A 21,991-nucleotide genomic window follows, 5' to 3' on the forward strand; every position below is an offset into this window, starting at 1 on the left:
ATCGACCCAAAGCCGACGTCCGCAGATAGGCAGAAGCCCATGAGCTCCGCCTGCCCCTAAGCTGCAGCTATTTGCCGCGACTAAGAGGGCGCCATGGTAGCCGCTGGCGTACGCCCCCTGATGCTGGACGGTGAGCGCCTGGTCAAGCGCCTTAGGACCTACCCGCAGATCGTCCGGGAAGTCTCATGAGCGAGTTGGTAACGGTCTACCGTGGTCAGACAGTCCGCACGGTACTGGAACTTGACCCGCCCACCGGGCGAAAATGGCGAACAAGCCTCGGATTGGTTCCCACTATGCATCTGAGCCGTCGAACGTCTCTAAGTGAATGTCCGCATGGTTGGCATCGATTCAAGTTAAGCCTCTCAAGTGAACAAAGCCGTCGCGAAATATTTCGTGCAGTGATAAATTAGCAATGTCATAATGCAAACACGAAATTTCACTTGAATATTGGGGACTAATCCGATGAAAGATCGACGCAATTTTTTGCTAGGTGCTACTGGTGCGATTGGCGCCGCAGCCGTTACTTCGGGGGCCGCATCCGCAGCGGCAAGAAACAAATCCCTTCCACAAATAAAAAGTGCAAAAGGCAGCGACTTTCGGACGATCCGTGAAGAATTGACTAAGTCTTTTGTTGAAGAGGATAAGGATCTCCGCAAGTGGCTACAAGTTTTTGATAAAGACGTGGCTAGTCTTTCTTCGATTGCGGTACGAACGGCTGGACAAAATTGGAACAAGATTGCAGCCAAAGGTGAACCAAAATTCGACCCGAGGCAAGTAGAGCAGAATTTGTCGATCGCCAGTTCGTTGCTTGACGACGCACTTAGATTTCGGAATGAGCTCGCCGCGTTAGAAATTGCGGCTGTGAATGAGGGCCTGCACTATCAGCAAGGACTGCAATCCTTGCAAGTAGCTGAATATGTCATCGCCAACAGCTCATCGGAACCGGCTGCTGAAGCTTTATCCGAAGCTTATCGAATCGCAGCGGGAGTGGAAAACAAAAAAACCGTCGAAAGTGAACGCACGCTAGCCGATGCCGATGCTGCAAAAAATTTCGCCAACTTCAACGCGGTACAACATGATGCTGCGTTGTCGAATATGGTTATCGCAAGGAATAGCTTAAGCGCGCACAAAGCTGAACTTCTCCAACAAGGAAGTGCGAAAAACTTTAAAGAACGTTACTTACGACTACTTCCGTACTACATGGAGAGCTTGGGTGAAGCGTACCAGCGTAGTTATGCTGCGTCCCTTGCATTTACCGAACTGTACGGCCCCAACTCGGAACTCGAACTATTTACTTCGGATACCACGGACGACACTATTCGGAAGTGGTCGGAGAAACAGTTTTTGCTATCACCCTACCGGGAAAAGATTCTTGCAGAATTCAGTCAAGAGCAGGTTACTGCAGGCGACGTCGTTGACGCGCTTGTCGCTTGGTGCAGGAATTCGATCGATTTGATGGAGGCGGCCGCGCAGCACGAGACGGAGTTCACCGTTCTTATACCTTTACGCCAAGAAATTCTTGCCAACCTCGACGGCACACGAAAACCGCTGGTGTCGGCCGCTCAATACACAACAGCCCTAGATGATGGATCGGGCATCTTTGAGTTTAAGCTTACTAAGGAAATGTTGTTCGAGGACTACGGAGGCGAGATATTGGACTTGGATCGCGTTCGGATGATTGGAGTCGGCTTGCTCGTCAGTATGGCCACACCTGGCGAGGAGGCCGTTTTGCAGGTGTATAGTGGAAGAATCACCGTCGCTTCGCTTTCAGTGGCGGGAGCTCCTATTTTTAAACGTCCCCCAGTCACAATCGGTCGCATCAAGCTGGCATCCCAGTCGGGACCAAGCAATGATAGTGACTTAGTATATTCGGACGCCATTCATAACCTTAAACCTGACACGCTATGGAAAATTCGAATTTCCCAAAGGAGTATTCGAGCCCGGCCCCAAGCTATTTTGGCCGCGGCAAAGCGCAGTAAGATTGACGAAGTGTTACTAGCAATTCGCATTCGTGCTTTCATTAAATCGATATAGGCCGGGAGCGAGATAATGAGAATGAAACGAATAATTCGTCCGGGCGGACCGTTGGCAACGGGCCTGTTCTTGGAGGGTGCGCGATCAGGGAATTCGACCGATCGAACGTTGCAAGGCCTCACTTCCATCGGCCTGGGATCCATCATGTTGATTGGAGGTTGCGTTGTGGTGGGGACTGCCACAGGCTTTCCTCTCATCTTGGGCGCAATCTCGCTTAGCGCATCAATGGTGCATATTTTTTCTGGAAATTTATATTTGTCGAATAATATTGGTCAAGAACAATTTGACAAGATCAGCTTTGCGCAGGACCTGATCACTGATCCGTTTTACTCGGCTGTATACGTTGGTTACCGGGCTTTTCGAAGAGAGCACCATCAGAGCCACGAAGCTGCCGAGTTCGTATCGCTCTTCATCAATGGCATATCAGTCGCGCGTAGCTGGCGAGAGTTACGGAATTCCGGTGAGGCGTTTTCGGTCGCGCAGGAATATGAACTAGGATCTTTTCTTGCTAAGTCAACGGCCGCGTTCGACCCGGCCCCACCAGTACAGAAGCAAATTAGCGTTGTGCGTACAAATGAACCGCGACCGGAATCTGATCAGCATCGTAGTTCAGCACGCCAGGCACAACAGGAGATGCTCAGCTCGCGGAGTCCTCCTGCTAGTGAAGCGCTTAGCGGGAGACAGCTTGGTGAACATAAAGCCGGTAAGGGAGAACTTGGCGCGCAAGATGGCAATCGCCGCAACGGCAAGGGAATTCCAGAGTATGATTCCTCTACTATGGGAAAGCTATTGAACGTCGGAAAGCCAAAGCTTAATTAGGAGAAACCTAACCCCTTCCTTGATGGAAATTCAAACGGCTGGCCGAAACCGGTCGTTGAGCTAAGCATAGCAGGTTGCCAGGGCCGAAAATCGCGGACTTTCACGAAGGACCGGATTCGACCCAAAGCCGACACAGTCAGCATTGCAAACTTTCAAGCGCTTCACCATAAGCTCAGCTTTCGACGGTCCAACTATGATAGGCGTCGTTTGTAACGTAGTACAGACGCGCGCAGATAGCCGCACTGAGTAGGACTCAGCGGTTATTACATTCTATCTTGCATCCCCTTCGCTACTATCCAAAACTCGAGCTGCCTACGTCTTTCACCGCGCACCTAGGGTCAGAAAAATGAAAGCTTAGTTGACAGGTGGGCAGCTGTATTTTAACTTTTTTAGCACCTTACTTAGGTCGTCGGGAGTAGCACAGTCCTTAACAGAAGGCGCCGTTAATAACTTGAATATCACCTGCCTGGCCATCTCTTGAATAGAAACGAGGTCCGTTCGCTCAACGTCGGTCTTGCCAGCATGCGCGATACTTGAGCGTATGTCGTAAAGCCGTTTAAACTCGCGTTCGCCACGGGCTCGGGACTCTTCATCTTTGCCAAGCAAAAGGGTTACATTTTCTGTAATTTGAAAAACGATTGAAGGAGCAAAACTACCTTTTTCAGGGGTAAATAGGACTTCTAAAGCAATAGCGGCTTTGATGAATGCGCTCGACGAAACTTTCTCAGCAATTGACTGCCCTACCCAGTCGACTGCTAGCAAAATCTTCTGCATAAGTTTGGTGTTTGACTTCGCCCCTAAATGAGCCCATATCCTGTCGAATCCAACGTCTGACTTGAGGAAATACGGATCATCTATGTCTAGATCGTTAGCAGCAGAATCGCTACCAATTGAAGACGACCACGTCGCCTTACTCATCACTATTGTTTTCTTTGCGATAGGTCCGGGTGATCCGAAGATTGTAGGAGCAAAGACACTTTCAGGCCCCAACATGCAGTAGATCGCGTTTTCAAACTGCTCATAGCGCGCATCTGCTAGTTCTAAAGCAATCAACTGGTCCCGAGCGTCTACAGTACAGCGAATGAGGTAGGGATCAGATGTATCCATTAAGGTGTCATCGATCGTCCCCCTTAGCGCTTCATTGAGCGCAGTCGCATCATTATCAATGTGGTAGATAACGTAACTTCCGAGCACTACCGGACCTGACTCCGCCCTTTTTATTATTCGGTGAATTGGCCGGAACACATCATGTGGAATGAATAGTCGGCCTTTAAGCTCCTGCAGAAACGCAGTCACAGCCTTCCTGTCGACTTGTTGCGATCCAATTACAAAGGGTGCGATAAACTTGATGACTTCTTTTTCAAAATTGATCGGCGAGTAAGTAGTGGTTATGGCTTTTTCACGTTGAAATAGATCGCGGACAGCTGCATAGTAGTCCTGGACATAATCTGGAGGAATAGATATACCGTGTGCATTCCGAGGAAACTTACGTGCTTTAGGAGGAATAAAGCCCTGAACCGCATATCCAATCATGCGGTTCACTAATTCTGCAACGTCAACTTGCTCATTCATGGTTAGCTCTAGCATTTGCAACCTAATAATTGTAAGGTCGTTAGCTAGCCTTAAATCAGCCTCAACGACCGGTCCTGGCCGATTGCGGACGTTATAACAGGTCTGCAATCGGCTGGAAACCACGTCAGAACCGGCCGCTTTACAGTCAAAGGTTGAGCCGCGGCCAGCCTCGTCATGGTCACTACCCTGTCGCGTCGGATCCATGGTTGTATTCGACCGTTTCTAGCTTATGCCCTGTCATTCCTGCTACCGCTTTGCTCGAGCAGCGCTACCAGCACGGTGGCTGCCATCCCCGATCCTGGCAGCCGGTTCCTTACCCAGTCCTGCCGTGCTCCGAAATCGAGCAGCGTGCGGTCACGCAGCAGCACCCCGGCAGCGCGAGCGGATTCGCTCTGCGGACATGCATCAAGCACCATTTCGGCAAGCTCGGCATTGGTTGCAGCATGGGCTTCGATCCACTGTATGGTGAACTCTGGATTGTGCTCCCACATCTGTGATGCAGCGAACCAGCCGATCGTTGTATCAAGCCATCGTACCAGGGACGCTACGGCCTCGCGACCGCAAGCTTTAAACAGCCTATCCGCGCTTTGTATGTCTTCCTCCAGCTCTTCAGGAGCAAGACTGTCGAGAAGCATGCGGCGTACCTTTGGCGGCATCAGCTGCGCATTGCGCACTGCGTAACGCCGTTCCTGCAGGCCAAGCCCCTTGACTGTTACCGCGGCGTCGAGCTGCTCAAGTATCGCGATGCGGACAGGCGAAAACATCGCCCTGATCTGGCCAGTTGAAATCGCTTCTGCCTCATGTGCAATAAGTGAAGGCCACACGTTCGTTGCGCCGGCGCTGCCGTGGTGTTTCAGCTGCGTGAGCAATATCTCTGTCATCGTCTCATCGGCGTGAACAGCTTCCCACCATACAGCCTGGGCTGGCCATGCGCCATAAATGCTGGCAGCCAGCAGAGCACCGTGCCACAGCGATGGCGGATCATCGACTAACACGGTCCGATGGCGGACGACTGCCTGGGCCGCTTTTAAGACACTGGTCCACGCGTCGATGTACGTACTGCCTTCGGAAGGCGGCGTCAGGCTGCGCAGCCAGAAAGGCGTTTCAGGCAGGTCATCGCACCACCCGGCAAAAAGCCAGCCTGCATAGCCGGCCAGTGCGGGCATCTCTGGTTTAGGGCTCAGGCTCCATGCCCAGCACACTGCCAACCATTCGCAGCACTCCGCTGGCATCGACAGCGGGCGAGTCCATGGACCTGGCAGCGTCCACCCATCCACGCCAAGTGGCAGATGCGGTACTACAGCGGATGCAAGCGCATGGACACCATCTGGCACTTGCCTGCCCTGTAACTTACGCCGCCCGACAGTACAGAAGAGCGCCTCTGCCGCAGCCAGCCCGGCAGCGCTCTGGAACCCTCTATGCAGCACGCCCTCGACTGCAGCAAGAAGATCGCCGTCATCGAGCGCATCGAGCGCAGCATCAACTGTGGCCCGCCGCTCCGGATCGAAACATGCCATCCCCCATTTGTCTACTCTACCGCTCGTCATTGTCACAAGAAGATGGTCGCGTACAGCCAGGTCTGCCAGTACCCGTGGCTCAAGGTCGAAACAGCCGTTGGAACTGCGCGCCAGCAGGCCAGCGCCTGACAACAGGCGCAGGCCTGCCGTATCCGGCTGCCTGGCCAGCCGGGTCACCTGCCTATAACGCTCATCCATGTCAGACTCCTCGGCGATCGCGAGCAGGTCGACGCGACTGGGGGGCGCGGGCGCGAGCCCCTCCCAAGCTGCGTAAGGCAGGGCATTGCGCCATGGCTGTGTGAAATCCTCCCATCGGGCACACGCCAGTCTGGCGAATAGTGCTTCCTCGCCCGGCCCCGACAAGGGCATCGCGGTTAGCAGCTGCTGCCCGGCGTTCCGCATGCCGCGGTCAGGAAGTCTTTTTTCCAGACCGTGGTGAGTGACCCGGCATAGCGCCATCAAGTCTGCCGGCGTACGGATCCATTCCTGCAACGGATCGAAACTGTCCAGCCACTCGCCCAGACTGGTGGATGAGAACAGGGTATCGCTGTCATGTCGGGACAGTCTCGCTTCGACCCAGTTCAATAACTTCTGGCGCCACCCGCTGTGAAGTTGCCATTGCACGGGCTGGATCGCGCTACGCAGGCTGCCCGGATTCGTCATGCCGAGAAGCTGGCGGTCCAGTTTTTCGCCTGTCATTCCTTCCCACGACCAGTCTTCGAGCGGATCGGCATCCCTGCGAGACGGGGCCGCGAACGGCGCAATAATCAGTGTTCCTGCATCCTCGGGGCGTCGTGCAAGCGCCAGGAGATCCAGCATGCCGCCATCTGCGCTAACAGCAATCACGATCGGTTCCGCTCCAGCAAGGAGTTCGCCGACGTCAGCCAGCGTATTTTTTACAAGTACCTCATAACGGCCAGTACTGGTCAAGGTAGCGAGCAGGACACTACGCCCGGTCCGGGGCGGAACGTGCAGCCAGACGGTAGACGTTGGCATCCGGTGCAGAGAGCGCGGCCGGTCCTCGAGCCAGAGATCCAGTTCAGCTCTGTCCCGATCCCGGGGCAGCGGGCCCGGGCCGGCGATGTCACAGAATCGTTCACGGCGTGCATCAAGCGGCGGTAGCTCCGGAAAGTCTGAGAACGCAAACAGTCCATCGAAAGCGTCTGGATGAATACCGACATCGGGACCAGAAAGCCCGAGCAAGTCAAGCAGCACTCGTAGCTGCTCCGGACGCTGTAGCCACCAGCCTGTCTTACCCTGGTCGAGCTGGCCAATTTTGGCCCCAAGCGAACGGTAACGCGGCCAGCCATCGCTTATCGGCGTTTCTGTCATCGCCTTCGCAAGTGCATCGAACGAGCTGAACCTGCCCCCGAGGGCTGTACGGATAGGCGTACGCATTTTGTCTCCAGTAAAGGTAGCAGTGTAGTGCAGGATCTGGTCTCTGCAACGCAAAATGCATTGGTGCATTGCGATGCAATTCTGTTGCCCTACATTCTTGTCGTCGCTATGCTGATCTGACGGTGAACCGATTCAAAAGCGGTCAACCCAACCATCTATGGTGCCCCATGTGTCATTTCCGCTGCCATTTCTGTCTGGCGACGCCGTGCAGCACTTTCGCAATGACACAACATTTTTATAGCCTTAACCCGTCAGGAAAGTTACATGCTCATATATTCGACTTCACCCACTCCTTTTCCAAACCCGGTTTCGGTTGACCTTCTTCGCGCTTGGGAACGGTCCGAGAAAAAGCCGGAAGGATGGACGCGGCAGGACGCTGCCCGTGCACTGGACCGGTACGAACGTTTTTTGCGCCTGGCCGCCATGTATCCCGGCGTACCGCATGCGCCCACCAGAGATATCGATGAGATGTGGCATCTGCATATGTTGTCGCCGAGGGCGTACCATGGCGACTGCCTGCGGCTGTTTGGGGAAATCCTTGACCACGACGGTGGCTTCGGCAAGGGCGAAGATGAAGCGGCGCAGCTCCAGGCTGCCTTTGAACAGACCGCACGCAAGTGGCAGGCAATGTATGGCGAACCCTATGCCACGCAAGCAGTGCATGGGTCGACCAACTGCTGGCACGACTGCGTGGGACGCTGCTGGCATGCGTGCTCCAGCAAGAAGGTCCAGCCTTCACTGGCCGCTTGAGTACGTCCGATATGGCCATCGACGGGTTACCCGACATCGCGGTTCGGCTGGCTGAATACGGTTTTGCCGTACTCAAGCCCGGCACAGCCGCAATGGCCGCCATTATCGCGAACCGGTTGGGAGCTGTGCTGGATATGACCGAGGTGCGGGTCGGTAACGGCCTTACCTACCTCAGCTCGGCCGGTAGTATTCCGCCGCATACCGATCATCCCGACGTCCGGTTGATTCTCTGGTTTTGTCACCAGCAGGACGGTAGCGGCGCCGGCGCAAATATACTGGTCGACACGCGGAGCGTCATCCACGCTCTTCACGCGCAGCTCGCAGCAGAACTGGCAGGCGTCGAGCTGCATTGCCCTGGCGTGCAAACTCTCGTGCCGACCGGTACCCATCCACTTTACGATTCGAAGCGAAAGCAAATTTTCTACGCGCCGTGGCTATGCATGCAACCGCGACCTGCATCAGTTCGCGCGTTTGAAGCCGAACTGGGCAAATCGCGTCATCAGCGGCGCATCCTGTTACATGCAGGAGAATCACTGCTCATTGATAACCGGCGCATGCTCCACTCGCGGGATGCCCTCCCAAGAGACAGCCATCGCTGGCTTACCCGGTATTGGATTGGGAAAAAGGAGCTCACCAGACCGCAACAGTGATGTACTGCTGACGGTAGACGTCCTGCCAGGTCCATCGGCAGATGGTTATTGCATGGATGCCTCATTCTGTGCAGACGCATCGGGGTTGTTCTGCTGCGCGAAAACAGCGTTATGACAACGCTCCAACCGGGCATATTGTAGAGTTGGCAATAACCTCCTTTGGCTGGCAACGGCCGCTTAGGGCGGATTGTGGTCGTTCGGCAGAGAATGCTTCTGGCTGATAGCTGACTGTAAGGATAGGTTGCTCCGGCAGAAACTATTCGTTTGTCAGGCATTCTAGATACCAGTATGATCGAACCGACTCTTACACAGGGGCAATTTTGAAAACGAATGACATGCGGATCGCCCTGCTGATCGATTGCGACAACGTGAGCAGTAGCGCCGTGGAGGGTGTGCTTGCCGAGCTCGCCAAGCATGGCACAGTTAACGTGCGGCATGCCCATGGCGACTGGAAGAGTACATACTTGAATGGCTGGGTGGAGAAGCTGCATGCGAACGCAATCCGGCCCCTGCAGCAGTTTGCGTATACGAGCGGAAAGAACGCCACTGACGCCGCGATGATCATTGACGCGATGGACCTACTGTACAGCAAGAACGTTGACGGCTTCGCCTTGATGACGAGCGACAGCGACTTCACCCCGTTGGTCATGCGAATCCTTGAGAGCGGCCTGCCGGTGTTTGGGTTCGGCGAAAGGAAAACACCCTCGGCGTTCGTGCACGCGTGTTCACAATTCATTTATATCGAGAACCTAGTCCCGGCGCCGGAGGTCGACCAGTCGCTGCCGGCCGCGCCTGCAGGCGACAGCTCGCTCATCGAAGACCATGCGCTGATGCAACTGCTGCGCAACGCCGTCGACCAGGTGTCCGAGATCGACGGGTGGTCACACTTGAGCAAGGTAGGGAAATATATTTCGAACACCAGTTCCTTTTCACCGATCAACTACGGTTACAAGAAACTGGGCGAGGTGCTCCGTGCGAGCGGGACGTTCGATATTGAAATGCGAAGCGATAACACCGCAATGTACGTCAAGCCACGTGCGCCGAGAGCAGCGCTTAAGGCTGCGAAGCCTGTCCAGAGACGTTAGTACAGATCAACGCCGCCTTTCTACCATGGGCCGTTGACGGGCAGAACATTACGCTCCTCTGAGGTTTAAGCTTCGATGTGTCTGCTTCTGGCCGATAGCAGACATTAGCAACGACTCAGTTTAACGCGTGATAGCACATAACATTTCACGTGTAGATAAAAAAAGCGGGCCGAAGCCCGCTCTCTATTGATACCGCTTCCCCTACGCGGGACGCTAACGATTAACGCTTATCAATCGCCGGCACATCACGTACTGGCGACCCCACGAACAGCTGACGTGGACGGCCAATCTTCTGCTCTGGATCGGCAATCATCTCATTCCACTGCGCGATCCAGCCGATGGTGCGGGCCATGGCGAAGATGCCGGTGAACAGCGAGACCGGGATGCCCAGTGCCGATTGCACGATGCCCGAGTAGAAGTCGACGTTCGGGTACAGCTTGCGCGAGACGAAGTATTCGTCTTCCAGCGCGATGCGTTCCAGTTCCATCGCCAGCTTGAACAGCGGGTCTTCCTGCAGGCCCAGCTCGGCCAAGACTTCGTGGCAGGTTTCGCGCATCAGTTTTGCACGCGGGTCGAAGTTCTTGTACACGCGGTGACCGAAGCCCATCAGCTTGACGCCCGAGTTCTTGTCCTTGACCTTCTCGATGAAGGCTGGGATGTTCTCGACCGAGCCGATTTCCTTCAGCATGGTCAGTGCGGCTTCGTTGGCGCCGCCGTGGGCAGGGCCCCACAGGCAGGCGATACCGGCAGCGATGCAGGCGAACGGGTTGGCGCCCGACGAACCGGCCAGGCGGACAGTCGAGGTCGATGCGTTCTGCTCGTGGTCGGCGTGCAGGATCAGGATGCGGTCCAGGGCGCGCACCAGCACGTCGTTGACCTTGTACTCTTCGCACGGGTTGGCGAACATCATGTGCATGAAGTTGGCGCTGTACGAGAGGTCGTTCTTCGGGTACATGAACGGCTGGCCGACCGAGTATTTATAGGCCATTGCGACCAGGGTCGGCAGCTTGGCGATCAGGCGGATCGCCGAGATCTCGCGCTGCTTGGCGTCGTTGATGTCGAGCGAGTCGTGGTAGAACGAGGCCAGCGCGCCGACGGTGCCGACCAGCACCGACATCGGGTGCGCGTCGCGGCGGAAGCCGCGGAAGAAGAAGTTCATCTGCTCGTGGATCATCGTGTGCTTGGTCACGGTGTCGTCGAACGTCTTCTTCTGTTCGGCGTTCGGCAGTTCGCCGTTCAGCAGCAGGAAGCAGGTTTCCAGGAAGTCGCAGTTCTCGGCCAGCTGCTCGATCGGGTAGCCGCGGTACAGCAGTTCGCCCTTGTCGCCGTCGATGTAGGTGATGCTCGAGTTACACGCCGCGGTCGACATGAAGCCCGGGTCGTAGGTGAACTTGCCGGTCTGGCCGTACAGCTTGCGGATGTCGATGACGTCTGGGCCGATCGTGCCCTTGTAGATTGGCATGTCGACCGACGGGCTGCCGTCGGAGAACGACAGGGTGGCTTTGGTATCAGAAATATTCATGGCACTTCCTTCTGTGGGAGTGGATCTATAAACAAAAAACGAAAACTTGGCTGACCTACGCCTGTCGCAGGCGCGCCAGCAGGGCGCGCACTTGCGGCTGGTCGACCTCGCCTTCAGGCTCGGTTCGTCCCAGCAACAGGTCCATCAGCGGGTTGTCCGCCAGGTCCAGCAAGCGGGTCAGCGCATCGACGTCCTCGTCGCTCAATTCTTCTTCATGCGCATCGAGGAAGCGCGTGAGGATCAAATCGTTCTCGAGCAGGCCGCGGCGGGAACGCCAGCGCAGGCGGGCGCGGTTCGCAGGGTCGGATTGATGCGTTTTCACTAGAGTCCGTTGTTGGGTCAACATCATACTCCGTAGGCCGGGATTCGGCAGTACGGTACTTTTACTGTATTGGCGGCATCTTCGCAGACGAATGCGGCAAGATGCGTGCGGTTGTTGGACGCGCGCTCGGGGGACCCGACCACCCTAGGTAGGATGTTCGGCTACGCCGGACGTGCGTTCAACTCCCGCCCGAACAGACGGGAAAAACTTAAATCGCCCGACGAACCAGCAATTCCTTGATCTTGCCAATCGCCTTGTTCGGATTCAGGCCCTTCGGGCACACGTCCGTGCAATTCATGATCGAGTGGCAGCGGAACAGGCGGTACGGGTCTTCCAGGTTGTCCAGGCGCTCGTTGGTGGCTTCGTCGCGCGAGTCGGCGATGAAGCGGTAGGCCTGCAGCAGGCCGGCCGGGCCGACGAACTTGTCCGGGTTCCACCAGAACGACGGGCACGAGGTCGAGCAGCAGGCGCACAGGATGCACTCGTACAGGCCGTCGAGCTCTTCGCGCTCTTCCGGCGACTGCAGGCGTTCCTTCTCCGGCTTGATCGAGTCGTTGATCAGGAACGGCTTGATCGAGTGGTACTGCTTGAAGAAGTTGGTCATGTCGACGATCAGGTCGCGCACCACCGGCAGGCCTGGGAGCGGACGCAACACGATCGGCTGGGTCAGTTCGTTCAGGTTGGTGGTGCAGGCCAGGCCGTTCTTGCCATTGATGTTCATGGCGTCCGAACCGCACACGCCTTCGCGGCACGAGCGGCGCAGGCTCAGGGTATCGTCGACGTCCGACTTGATGCGCTGGAGCGCGTCGAGCAGCATCTTGTCGGTGTCTTGCAGCTCGACGGTGACGTCTTGCATGTAAGGCTTCGCATCCTTGTCAGGATCGTAGCGGTAAATCTTCAGTTGGACGGTACGTGCCATTATTTTTACCTGTTCTGGTCAGGCCGGGGCAGATGTCCCGGCCTAGTAAATTACTGGATATTAGAAAGTCCGTGCCTTCGGCTTGAAGGTGTCGACGGTCAGCGGCTTCTGGACCACGGCCTTGTATTCGAGGCGGTTGCTGTCCGAGAACCACAGGGTGTGCTTCATCCAGTTGTCGTCGTCGCGCTTCTCGTAGTCGCTGTGGGCGTGGGCGCCGCGCGATTCCTTGCGGGCGGCGGCCGACACGATGGTCGCCTTCGCGGTCTCGATCAGGTTGTCCAGCTCCAGCGCTTCCACGCGGGCGGTGTTGAACACCTTCGACTTGTCGGTGAACGACACGTGCTTGCGGCGCTCGTCGAGCTTCATGATCTCGGTCACGCCCTGGTTCAGCAGCGCATCGGTACGGAACACGCCGCAGTACTTCTGCATCGTGGCGCGGATGTCGTTGGCGACGTGCTGGACCTTCTCGCCGCCGGTCGAGGTCTCGAGGCGGTTCAGGCGGGCCAGTGCGGCGTCGGCGGCGTCGGCCGGCAGCGGCTTGTTCAGCTTCTGCTTCAGGTTCGACGCGACCACGTGGTTGCCGGCCGCGCGGCCGAACACCAGCAGGTCGAGCAGCGAGTTGGTGCCCAGGCGGTTGGCGCCGTGCACCGACACGCAGGCGCATTCGCCGATCGCGTACAGGCCATTGACGATCTTTTGACCGCCGGTGCCGTCAGGTGCGACCACCTGGCCGTGGATATTGGTCGGGATGCCGCCCATCTGGTAGTGGATGGTCGGGACGACAGGAATCGCTTCCTTGGTCGCGTCGACGTTGGCGAACTTGTGGCCGATTTCCAGGATCGAAGGCAGGCGCTTCTTGATGGTGTCGGCGCCGATGTGGCGCAGGTCCAGCAGCACGTGGTCCTTGTTCGGACCGCAGCCGCGGCCTTCCTTGATTTCCTGGTCCATCGAACGCGACACGAAGTCGCGCGGCGCCAGGTCTTTCAGGGTTGGCGCGTAGCGCTCCATGAAGCGTTCGCCGTCCGAGTTGATCAGGATACCGCCCTCGCCGCGCACACCTTCGGTGATCAGCACGCCCGCGCCGGACACGCCGGTCGGGTGGAACTGCCAGAACTCCATGTCTTGCAGCGGCAGGCCGGCACGCGCCGCCATGCCCATGCCGTCGCCGGTATTGATGAAGGCGTTGGTCGATGCGGCGAAGATGCGGCCGGCGCCGCCAGTGGCGAAGATGGTGGTCTTCGCTTCCAGGATCATGGTGTCGCCGGTTTCCATTTCCAGGGCCAGCACGCCGACCACGTCGCCGTCGGCGTCGCGGATCAGGTCCAGCGCCATCCACTCAACGAAGAAGTGGGTACGGGCGCGCACGTTACGCTGGTACAGCGTGTGCAGCAGCGCGTGGCCGGTGCGGTCGGCCGCGGCGCAGGCGCGCTGGACCGGCTTTTCGCCGAAGTTCGCGGTGTGGCCGCCGAACGGGCGCTGGTAAATGGTGCCGTCGGGATTACGGTCGAACGGCATGCCGAAGTGTTCGAGTTCGTACACGACTTTCGGCGCTTCGCGGCACATGAATTCGATCGCATCCTGGTCGCCCAGGTAATCGCCGCCCTTGACGGTGTCGAACATGTGCCAGTACCAGTCGTCTTCGCTCATGTTGCCGAGCGAGGCGCCGATGCCGCCCTGCGCTGCGACGGTGTGCGAACGGGTCGGGAAGACCTTCGACAGGACCGCGACGTTCAGGCCGGCTTCAGCCAGCTGCAGCGAAGCGCGCATGCCGGAACCGCCGGCGCCAACGATGACCGCGTCAAAACGACGGGTAGGGATTGCAGTTTTGATTGCTGCCACGATTACACGCTCCAGAGAATTTGCACAGTCCACGCGGCGCAGCCGACCAGGAAGAAAATGGTCAACAGTTGCAGCAGCAGGCGCAGGCCGGCCGATTTGACGTAGTCCATCCAGATGTCACGGATGCCGACCCACGCGTGGTAGAACAGGCCGAGGAAGGTCACCAGCGAGAACAGCTTGAACCACTGTTTCGCGAACAGGCCTGCCCAGCCTTCGTAGCTGAAGTCCTGCGCGGTCAGGAAGGAGACCAGCAGCACGATGGTGTAGACGGCCATGACGATGGCGGTGACGCGCTGCGCCAGCCAGTCTTTCACGCCGTAGTGGGCGCCGACGACGAGGCGGCGCGGTCCGATATTATTCTTGGTTGCCATAATTAAAACACTCCGAACATTTTCAGGCCGACCAGCGCGGTCAGCACCAGGCCGATGACCAGCACCCAGCGTGCGGTCTTTTGTGCGGCGTCCTTGTCCAGGGCAAAGTGGTTGTCCATGAACAGGTGGCGCACGCCGGCGGTGAAGTGGTGCAGGTAAGCCCACGACAGGCCCAGCAGGATGATCTTGACGAACACGTTATCGACGATGCCCGCGAAGTGGGCAAACGAGATCTCGGAGCGCAGGCTCTCTTGCAGCAGGTACAGCAGGAACGGCAGCATCAGGAACAATGCGGCGCCGCTGATGCGGTGCAGGATCGACACGATGGCCGATGGTGGCATGCGATATTTACCGGTAATATCGCCAATGCCAATGTTGCGGAACTCCGGCCGCCCTTTTTTTGCAGCTTCTCTCACGGCTTCGGACATGGTACACCTCCCCTTTAAGACACAATTTTTTAATGAACCCTTCATTTTCGCCGATTTTGTGACTGACACCAAACCCCGGTGAAGGATTCCTGCGTCGGGCGGCGAACCGGGTAGTGTTCGGCGCTTTCTCAAAACCAACATATTTTAATCGCTTCATGCGATTGCTGCAGGGCCCTGATCGGTCCGCCACAATGGCGTTGGATCGTCAACGCCGTGTTTTTCTTACGATAATTCGTTCTGGTAATGGTGGCGCAGCGTCGAATAAATACCCCGGCGCAACTCCACCGCCTTGTCGCCATAGGTGTACGACACCCGCTCCGAACACAGCAGCGGCGTGCCGGGCGCCACCTGCAGGTGCTCGCTGGCCGCAGCATCGGCCCCGACCGCGCGGATCTTCTCGGTCGCCCGGATCATGCGGGTGCCGAATTCCGATTCGAACAGGCCGTACATCGGGCCCTTGTATTCCACCAGCCGCTCGGAAGTCAGGCCCTTGAACAGCTGCCCCGGCAGCCACAGCTCCTCGAGGATGGTCGGCTGGCCATCGAAGGATTGCACCCGCTTGATGTACACCACCGCGTCGCCCGATTTCAAATCGAGCAGGCGCGCGACTTCGGCCGGGGCGCGCATGCGCCGCACGTCGAGGAAGCGGTTGTCGGGATGATGAGGAATGCCTTCGTCGGGCATCAGGCGCAGGAAGCGGAAGTGGGCGCGCTCCTCGGCGTGGGTGGCGACAAACGTACCCTTGCCCTGGCGGCGCACCACCAGGTTCTCGGCGGCCAGTTCGTCGATGGCCTTGCGCACCGTGCCCTGGCTGACCTTGAAGCGCCCGGCCAGCTCCACTTCGCTCGGCATCAGCTCGCCCGGCTTCCATTCGCCCGACTGCAGGCTCTGCGTGATGAGGGCCTTGATCTGCTGGTACAGGGGGCGGAACGAAGGCGACTGGCCGGCGTGTGCGGCAGTTGCGGCATCGCTGGCCTGGTTGGGCGGGACGGGGTTCATAGACCACGATTTCACCATAAATGTGCAACTACGTCCAGTGCATACCCCTCAACACATGTGTCTTATATAAGACATATGATATGAATTGACAGATGGAATAGGCGAGGAATAAACTCGCGGTCGGCTGGACCTCCGTGCGTTCTCTCAGACACGCGCGCGATATCCATTTGACAGGGTGCCGCATTTGGTATCATTGCTGTTTTCCCGAATTCGCATCCTCTGCTCGACCGTTTTCTTTCCCACTTTGGAGATTCATCATGGCTAAAACCCCAATGCGCGTCGCCGTCACCGGCGCGGCCGGCCAGATCGGCTATTCCCTGCTGTTCCGCATCGCCAACGGCGACATGCTGGGCAAGGACCAGCCGGTCATCCTTCAGCTGCTCGAAATCGACAACGAAAAAGCACAGAAGGCGCTCAAGGGCGTCATGATGGAAATCGACGACTGCGCATTCCCGCTGCTGGCCGGCATGACCGCGCACAGCGACCCGATGACCGCCTTCAAGGATGTCGACTTCGCCCTGCTGGTCGGCGCACGTCCACGCGGCCCTGGCATGGAACGCAAGGACCTGCTGGAAGCCAACGCCCAGATCTTCACCGTGCAGGGCAAGGCCCTCGACGCCGTCGCTTCGCGCAACGTCAAGGTGCTGGTGGTCGGCAACCCGGCCAACACCAACGCCTACATCGCCATGAAGTCCGCGCCTTCGCTGCCGGCCAAGAACTTCACCGCCATGCTGCGCCTGGACCACAACCGCGCCCTGTCGCAAGTGGCCGCCAAGACCGGCAAGCCGGTGTCGTCGATCGAGAAACTGGCCGTGTGGGGCAACCACTCGCCAACCATGTACGCCGACTACCGCTTCGCCACCATCGACGGCGCATCGGTCAAGGACATGATCAACGACGACGCCTGGAACCGCGACACCTTCCTGCCGACCGTCGGCAAGCGCGGCGCCGCCATCATCGAAGCACGCGGCCTGTCGTCGGCGGCATCGGCTGCCAACGCCGCCATCGACCACATGCACGACTGGCACGTCGGCACCGGCGGCAAGTGGACCACCATGGGCATCCCGTCGGATGGTTCGTACGGCATCCCGCAAGACACCATGTTCGGCTTCCCTGTCACCGTTGAAAACGGCGAATACAAGATCGTCCAGGGCCTGGAGATCGACGAGTTCTCGCAAGAGCGCATCAACCTCACCCTCAAGGAACTGACTGAAGAGCGTGACGGCGTGGCGCACCTGCTGGCCTAAGTTCCACGCGGCAGATGGAGCCTGAACAGCCTCCCGTCCGCCGCACGCGCCGTGCCGCCACCCCCGGCGGCGCGGCTGCATCTGCTTCGAGCGACAAACACATGCATCCTTCCGAGGTTTTATTCCAGGGCAAACGCCAGCCACTCCTCCTCCCCTCCTGCGATCACTACGCCGGTTCGGAGAAGCTGATGCGCAAATCGATGGCCCTGCAACAAGAGCTTGGCCCCCTGTTCGACATCACCTTCGACTGCGAAGACGGCGCCGCCGCAGGCAGCGAAGCCGCGCACGCGGCGCTGGTGGCCATGCTGGTCAACAGCGACGATAACCGCTACAACCGCATCGGCGTGCGCCTGCACGACAGCGGCAGCGAGCACTTCGCCGCCGATGTCGCCACCATCGTCGGCTCGGCCGCCGCGCGCCTGGCCTATGTGGTGCTGCCGAAGGTGGAAAGCGCCGCCGAAGTCATCCGCGCGATCGACCTGATCAACCAGCACGCGGCGCAGTCCGGCCGCACCGACTTGCCGGTGCACGTGCTGGTCGAAACCCACGGCGCCCTGCGCGAAGCCTACGACATCGCCGCCCTGCCCCAGGTCGAATGCCTGTCCTTCGGCATCATGGACTTTGTCTCCGCCCACTATGGCGCGGTGCCGGCCAGCGCCATGCGCACCCCGGGCCAGTTCACCCACCCGCTGGTGGTGCGCGCCAAGCTCGAGATGGTCGCCGCCTGCCACGCGCACGGCAAGGTGGCCTCGCACAACGTCACCACCGACATCAAGGACAGCGCCGTGGTGGCCAACGATGCCCAGCGCGCCGGCGCCGAATTCGGCTTCACCCGCATGTGGAGCATCCACCCTGACCAGATCAAACCCATCCTGAAGGCTTTCACGCCGCGCCTGTCGGAAGTGAACGAAGCCACCAACATCCTGCTCGAAGCGATGACGGCCGGATGGGGACCGATCGCCCAGCATGGCCGCCTGCACGACCGCGCCAGCTACCGTTATTACTGGACGGTGCTGCAGCGTGCGAAGCTGGCCGGCCTCGCGCTGCCGGAAGCCGCGGCGGCAATCGTCAACCAAACGGATTCCAACTGATGTCCCATTACCTCTCCAAATTCCTGGCGGCCGGTGCGTTCGCGCTCGCCGCCGGCAGCATGTGCGCACCCGTGCATGCCGCGCCCGAAACCAAGCACCCGAAAGCCGAAGCCGTCGTCAAGGCCAAGGCCAAGGCCGACGCCAAGGCGAAAAAGTCGGCCAAGCCGGCCAAGGGCGCTGCCGCTGCCGATGCATCGGTGCGCGCCGCCGCCGCTTTCGATGCCGCCGAAGAAACCGAACCGGACATCACCGACACCATCACCACCGAGTACGCCTGCGAGCTCAATAACAAGGTCACGATCTACACCAACGAGAAAGACCCTGCCAACATCGCGCTGCGCTGGAAGAAGCGGGTGCACCGGCTCACCCGCGTCGGCACCACCACCGGCGCGCTGCGCTTCGAGAACCCGTACTGGGGCCTGATCTGGATCGGCATCCCGTCCAAGGGCATCCTGCTCGATTCGCGCCTGAACCGCCAGCTGGCCAACGAATGCAAGAACGCCGTGCAGGCAGCGCCGGTTACGGCTGCCCTGCCGGAAGAAAAGAAAAGCTGATCCACGGCCTACTGCCCTGGATCGCCTGTTTTTATGGCTGCAACAACGGTATTGAATAACAATATCCCACTGAAGGAGAGCATATGTCTCGCAACACCCTGAACACTCTGAAGGAATTCCCGGCCGGCGCCGGCCAGACCGGCCAGTACTACTCGCTGCCAGCCCTGGGTGAAGCCCTCGGTGTGAACCTGTCGCGCCTGCCGGTGTCGATCCGTATCGTCCTCGAGGCCGTGCTGCGCAACTGCGACGGCAAGAAGGTCACCGAAGAGCACATCAAGCAGCTCGCCAACTGGGGCCCGACCGCCGAACGCACCGACGAGATTCCGTTCGTCGTGGCGCGCGTCGTGCTGCAGGACTTCACCGGCGTGCCGCTGCTGGCCGACCTGGCCGCGATGCGCAACGTCGCCGCCCGCAACGGCGCCGATCCGAAGAAGATCGAGCCGCTGGTGCCGGTCGACCTGGTGGTCGACCACTCGGTCACCATCGACCACTTCCGCGAGCCAAATGCACTCGACCTGAACATGAAGCTGGAATTCTCGCGCAATAACGAGCGCTACCAGTTCATGAAGTGGGGCATGCAAGCCTTCGACACCTTCGGCGTCGTGCCGCCGGGCTTCGGCATCGTCCACCAGGTCAACCTGGAATACCTGGCGCGCGGCGTCATGAAGCAGGGCGACGTGTACTACCCTGACACCCTGGTGGGCACCGACTCGCACACCACCATGATCAACGGCGTGGGCGTCGTCGGCTGGGGCGTGGGCGGTATCGAAGCCGAAGCCGGCATGCTGGGACAGCCGGTCTACTTCCTGACCCCGGACGTCATCGGCGTCAACCTGAAAGGCAAGCTGCGCGAAGGCTGCACCGCGACCGACCTGGTGCTGACCGTCACCGAACTGCTGCGCCGCGAAAAAGTCGTGGGCAAGTTCGTCGAGTTCTTCGGCGAAGGCACCCGCTCGCTGTCGACCACCGACCGCGCCACCATCGGCAACATGGCGCCTGAATACGGCGCGACCATGGGCTTCTTCCCAGTGGACGAAGCCACCGTCGACTACTTCCGCGGCACCGGCCGTACCGAAGAAGAACTGGCTGCCTTCGAAGCCTACTACAAGGCGCAGGGCATGTTCGGCGTGCCGCAGGAAGGCGAGATCGACTTCACCCGCGTCGTCGAACTCGACCTGTCGACCGTGACGCCATCGCTGGCTGGTCCGAAGCGCCCGCAAGACCGTATTGAACTGGGCCACGTGAAGAACACCTTCGCCGACCTGTTCAGCAAGCCAACCACCCAGAACGGCTTCAACAAGAACCCGGACGACCTGAACAAGGTCTACGAGACCACCAACGGCGTGCGCGTGAAGAACGGCGACGTCCTGATCGCCGCCATCACCTCGTGCACCAACACCTCGAACCCGAGCGTGCTGCTGGCTGCCGGCCTGCTGGCCAAGAAAGCCGTCGAGCGCGGCCTGACGGTGGCCCCGCACATCAAGTCCTCGCTGGCCCCTGGCTCGCGCGTGGTCACCGAGTACCTGACCGCCGCCGGCCTGCTGCCTTACCTGGACAAGCTGGGCTTCGGCGTGACCGCCTACGGCTGCACCACCTGCATCGGCAATGCCGGCGACCTGACCCCGGAACTGAACGCCGCGATCACCGAGAACGACATCGTCGCCTCGGCTGTCCTGTCGGGCAACCGTAACTTCGAAGCGCGTATTCACCCGAACATCCGCTCGAACTTCCTGGCTTCGCCACCGCTGGTCGTCGCCTACGCGATCGCCGGCAACATGACGCGCGACCTGATGACCGAGCCAGTGGGCAAGGACACCAACGGTGTCGACGTCTACCTGGGCGACATCTGGCCAACCTCGCAGGAAATCGGCGAACTGATGCGCTTCGCGATGAACTCGGAAGTCTTCAAGAAGAACTACGCCGACGTCAAGGGCAACCCGGGCGAACTGTGGGAGCGCGTGACCACCACCGAAGGCCAGGTCTACAACTGGCCTGAATCGACCTACATCGCCGAGCCGCCGTTCTTCGCCGACTTCACGATGACCCCGAAGGCAGCTGCTACCGGCATCCAGGGCGCGCGCGCACTGGGCGTGTTCGGCGACTCGATCACCACCGACCACATCTCGCCGGCCGGTTCGATCAAGGAAGACGGTCCTGCGGGCCAGTGGCTCAAGGCGCACGGCGTCCTGAAGGCCGACTTCAACTCGTACGGCTCGCGCCGCGGCAACCACGAGATCATGATGCGCGGCACCTTCGCCAACGTGCGTATCAAGAACCGCATGATCCCGGCCAAGGCCGACGGTTCGGCAGTCGAGGGTGGCATCACCCTGCACCAGCCGACCGGCGAACAGCTGTCGATCTATGACGCGGCCATGAAGTACGTGGCAGCGGGCACCCCGACCATGATCTTCGGCGGCGAAGAATACGGCACCGGCTCGTCGCGCGACTGGGCGGCCAAGGGCACCCAGCTGCTGGGCGTGAAGGCCGTGATCGTGCGCTCGTTCGAGCGCATCCACCGCTCGAACCTGGTGGGCATGGGCGTGCTGCCGCTGCAGTTCATCGGCAACGACAGCGTCGATTCGCTCGGCATCACCGGCCGTGAAACCTACGACCTGAAAGGCCTGGAAGGCGAGATCAAGCCGCAACAACTGGCCACCCTCGTGATCCACCGTGAAGACGGCACGTCGCAGGACGTGCAGGTGCTGCTGCGTATCGACACCCCGATCGAAGTCGACTACTACAAGCATGGCGGCATCCTGCCGTTCGTGCTGCGCCAGCTGCTGGCTGCGTAATCGTGCCCGGCCCGCTCAGGCGGGCTGGTAGCGAATAAAAGGCCGGGCCCCTCGCGGGGCCCGGCCTTTTGCTTTGGTACGG

The 21,991-nt window shown here is 59.2% G+C and carries 18 protein-coding genes; 9 read left to right on the plus strand and 9 right to left on the minus strand.

The window, feature by feature from the left end:
* The first annotated feature begins 462 nt into the window (after positions 1 to 462).
* Both BM031_RS25065 and BM031_RS25070 read left to right on the plus strand, forming a co-directional pair.
* The gene (locus BM031_RS25065) at positions 463 to 2,034 is read left to right on the plus strand and encodes a hypothetical protein (protein ID WP_143084506.1); all 1,572 of its coding nucleotides are present in this window, start codon (positions 463 to 465) and stop codon (positions 2,032 to 2,034) included.
* 15 nt (positions 2,035 to 2,049) lie between these two features.
* Entirely contained in the window at positions 2,050 to 2,853 is an 804-nt protein-coding gene (locus BM031_RS25070) for a hypothetical protein (RefSeq protein WP_143084505.1), read from the plus strand.
* A gap of 354 nt (positions 2,854 to 3,207) precedes the next feature.
* Here the strand turns inward: BM031_RS25070 and BM031_RS25075 are convergent, their stop codons facing one another.
* Positions 3,208 to 4,425, minus strand: coding sequence for a HEPN domain-containing protein (locus tag BM031_RS25075; protein WP_143084576.1), 1,218 nt, complete (start codon positions 4,423 to 4,425; stop codon positions 3,208 to 3,210).
* Between the two features lie 227 nt (positions 4,426 to 4,652).
* Positions 4,653 to 7,340 carry a hypothetical protein gene (locus BM031_RS12410; RefSeq protein ID WP_143084577.1) on the minus strand — a complete coding sequence of 896 codons (2,688 nt, stop codon included), beginning with the start codon at positions 7,338 to 7,340 and terminating at the stop codon, positions 4,653 to 4,655.
* A gap of 264 nt (positions 7,341 to 7,604) precedes the next feature.
* On the opposite strand from BM031_RS12410, the gene BM031_RS12415 reads away from it, so the two are divergent.
* The 3 genes from BM031_RS12415 (at position 7,605) to BM031_RS12425 (ending at position 9,825) form a co-directional block, all read left to right on the plus strand.
* Positions 7,605 to 8,090, plus strand: coding sequence for a glycine-rich domain-containing protein (locus BM031_RS12415; protein ID WP_091874891.1), 486 nt, complete (start codon positions 7,605 to 7,607; stop codon positions 8,088 to 8,090).
* Positions 8,091 to 8,101: 11 nt separating this feature from the next.
* A complete protein-coding gene (locus tag BM031_RS12420; protein ID WP_091874892.1) occupies positions 8,102 to 8,740 on the plus strand; it encodes a TauD/TfdA family dioxygenase in 639 nt (212 codons plus the stop codon).
* Between the two features lie 335 nt (positions 8,741 to 9,075).
* Complete coding sequence (locus BM031_RS12425) at positions 9,076 to 9,825, plus strand: NYN domain-containing protein (protein ID WP_091874893.1); 750 nt, start codon at positions 9,076 to 9,078, stop codon at positions 9,823 to 9,825.
* A gap of 220 nt (positions 9,826 to 10,045) precedes the next feature.
* On the opposite strand, the gene gltA is transcribed toward BM031_RS12425, so the two are convergent.
* The 7 genes from gltA to BM031_RS12460 all read right to left on the minus strand — a co-directional run bounded on the left by gltA (position 10,046) and on the right by BM031_RS12460 (position 16,225).
* Positions 10,046 to 11,347 (minus strand): citrate synthase, encoded by a 1,302-nt coding sequence (gene gltA, locus BM031_RS12430; protein ID WP_091874894.1) that lies wholly within the window; start codon positions 11,345 to 11,347, stop codon positions 10,046 to 10,048.
* Between the two features lie 55 nt (positions 11,348 to 11,402).
* Positions 11,403 to 11,693 (minus strand): FAD assembly factor SdhE, encoded by a 291-nt coding sequence (locus BM031_RS12435; RefSeq protein ID WP_091874988.1) that lies wholly within the window; start codon positions 11,691 to 11,693, stop codon positions 11,403 to 11,405.
* Positions 11,694 to 11,877: 184 nt separating this feature from the next.
* Positions 11,878 to 12,588, minus strand: coding sequence for a succinate dehydrogenase iron-sulfur subunit (locus BM031_RS12440; protein WP_091874895.1), 711 nt, complete (start codon positions 12,586 to 12,588; stop codon positions 11,878 to 11,880).
* 60 nt (positions 12,589 to 12,648) lie between these two features.
* Positions 12,649 to 14,427 carry a succinate dehydrogenase flavoprotein subunit gene (gene sdhA, locus BM031_RS12445; protein WP_091874896.1) on the minus strand — a complete coding sequence of 593 codons (1,779 nt, stop codon included), beginning with the start codon at positions 14,425 to 14,427 and terminating at the stop codon, positions 12,649 to 12,651.
* 2 nt (positions 14,428 to 14,429) lie between these two features.
* A complete protein-coding gene (gene sdhD / locus BM031_RS12450) occupies positions 14,430 to 14,798 on the minus strand; it encodes a succinate dehydrogenase, hydrophobic membrane anchor protein (protein ID WP_091874897.1) in 369 nt (122 codons plus the stop codon).
* A gap of 2 nt (positions 14,799 to 14,800) precedes the next feature.
* Positions 14,801 to 15,214, minus strand: coding sequence for a succinate dehydrogenase, cytochrome b556 subunit (sdhC, locus tag BM031_RS12455; protein WP_091874989.1), 414 nt, complete (start codon positions 15,212 to 15,214; stop codon positions 14,801 to 14,803).
* A 234-nt stretch (positions 15,215 to 15,448) separates the two neighbouring features.
* Positions 15,449 to 16,225, minus strand: a complete 777-nt coding sequence (locus tag BM031_RS12460) for a GntR family transcriptional regulator (RefSeq protein WP_091874898.1) — start codon at positions 16,223 to 16,225, stop codon at positions 15,449 to 15,451.
* Between the two features lie 257 nt (positions 16,226 to 16,482).
* Here BM031_RS12460 and BM031_RS12465 point away from each other — a divergent pair, with 257 nt between their 5' ends.
* The 4 genes from BM031_RS12465 (at position 16,483) to acnA (ending at position 21,909) form a co-directional block, all read left to right on the plus strand.
* Positions 16,483 to 17,472, plus strand: a complete 990-nt coding sequence (locus tag BM031_RS12465) for a malate dehydrogenase (RefSeq protein WP_091874899.1) — start codon at positions 16,483 to 16,485, stop codon at positions 17,470 to 17,472.
* Positions 17,473 to 17,573: 101 nt separating this feature from the next.
* Complete coding sequence (locus BM031_RS12470) at positions 17,574 to 18,563, plus strand: HpcH/HpaI aldolase/citrate lyase family protein (protein WP_091874900.1); 990 nt, start codon at positions 17,574 to 17,576, stop codon at positions 18,561 to 18,563.
* Positions 18,563 to 19,117 carry a hypothetical protein gene (locus tag BM031_RS12475; protein WP_091874901.1) on the plus strand — a complete coding sequence of 185 codons (555 nt, stop codon included), beginning with the start codon at positions 18,563 to 18,565 and terminating at the stop codon, positions 19,115 to 19,117. The genes BM031_RS12470 and BM031_RS12475 overlap by 1 nt, the downstream gene beginning before the upstream one ends.
* 83 nt (positions 19,118 to 19,200) lie before the next feature.
* Positions 19,201 to 21,909 (plus strand): aconitate hydratase AcnA, encoded by a 2,709-nt coding sequence (gene acnA / locus BM031_RS12480; protein ID WP_091874902.1) that lies wholly within the window; start codon positions 19,201 to 19,203, stop codon positions 21,907 to 21,909.
* Positions 21,910 to 21,991: the final 82 nt, after the last annotated feature.

The sequence above is a fragment of the Massilia yuzhufengensis genome (genome assembly GCF_900112225.1).
Classification (GTDB): domain Bacteria; phylum Pseudomonadota; class Gammaproteobacteria; order Burkholderiales; family Burkholderiaceae_D; genus Telluria; species Telluria yuzhufengensis.

Coding starts and splice junctions, on each gene's coding strand:
- BM031_RS25065 (WP_143084506.1), top strand. CDS start 463: ATGAAAGATCGACGCAATTTTTTGCTAGGTGCTACTGGTGCGATTGGC.
- BM031_RS25070 (WP_143084505.1), top strand. CDS start 2,050: ATGAGAATGAAACGAATAATTCGTCCGGGCGGACCGTTGGCAACGGGC.
- BM031_RS25075 (WP_143084576.1), bottom strand. CDS start 4,425: ATGAATGAGCAAGTTGACGTTGCAGAATTAGTGAACCGCATGATTGGA.
- BM031_RS12410 (WP_143084577.1), bottom strand. CDS start 7,340: ATGCGTACGCCTATCCGTACAGCCCTCGGGGGCAGGTTCAGCTCGTTC.
- BM031_RS12415 (WP_091874891.1), top strand. CDS start 7,605: ATGCTCATATATTCGACTTCACCCACTCCTTTTCCAAACCCGGTTTCG.
- BM031_RS12420 (WP_091874892.1), top strand. CDS start 8,102: ATGGCCATCGACGGGTTACCCGACATCGCGGTTCGGCTGGCTGAATAC.
- BM031_RS12425 (WP_091874893.1), top strand. CDS start 9,076: ATGCGGATCGCCCTGCTGATCGATTGCGACAACGTGAGCAGTAGCGCC.
- gltA (WP_091874894.1), bottom strand. CDS start 11,347: ATGAATATTTCTGATACCAAAGCCACCCTGTCGTTCTCCGACGGCAGC.
- BM031_RS12435 (WP_091874988.1), bottom strand. CDS start 11,693: ATGTTGACCCAACAACGGACTCTAGTGAAAACGCATCAATCCGACCCT.
- BM031_RS12440 (WP_091874895.1), bottom strand. CDS start 12,588: ATGGCACGTACCGTCCAACTGAAGATTTACCGCTACGATCCTGACAAG.
- sdhD (WP_091874897.1), bottom strand. CDS start 14,798: ATGGCAACCAAGAATAATATCGGACCGCGCCGCCTCGTCGTCGGCGCC.
- BM031_RS12460 (WP_091874898.1), bottom strand. CDS start 16,225: ATGAACCCCGTCCCGCCCAACCAGGCCAGCGATGCCGCAACTGCCGCA.
- BM031_RS12465 (WP_091874899.1), top strand. CDS start 16,483: ATGGCTAAAACCCCAATGCGCGTCGCCGTCACCGGCGCGGCCGGCCAG.
- BM031_RS12470 (WP_091874900.1), top strand. CDS start 17,574: ATGCATCCTTCCGAGGTTTTATTCCAGGGCAAACGCCAGCCACTCCTC.
- BM031_RS12475 (WP_091874901.1), top strand. CDS start 18,563: ATGTCCCATTACCTCTCCAAATTCCTGGCGGCCGGTGCGTTCGCGCTC.
- acnA (WP_091874902.1), top strand. CDS start 19,201: ATGTCTCGCAACACCCTGAACACTCTGAAGGAATTCCCGGCCGGCGCC.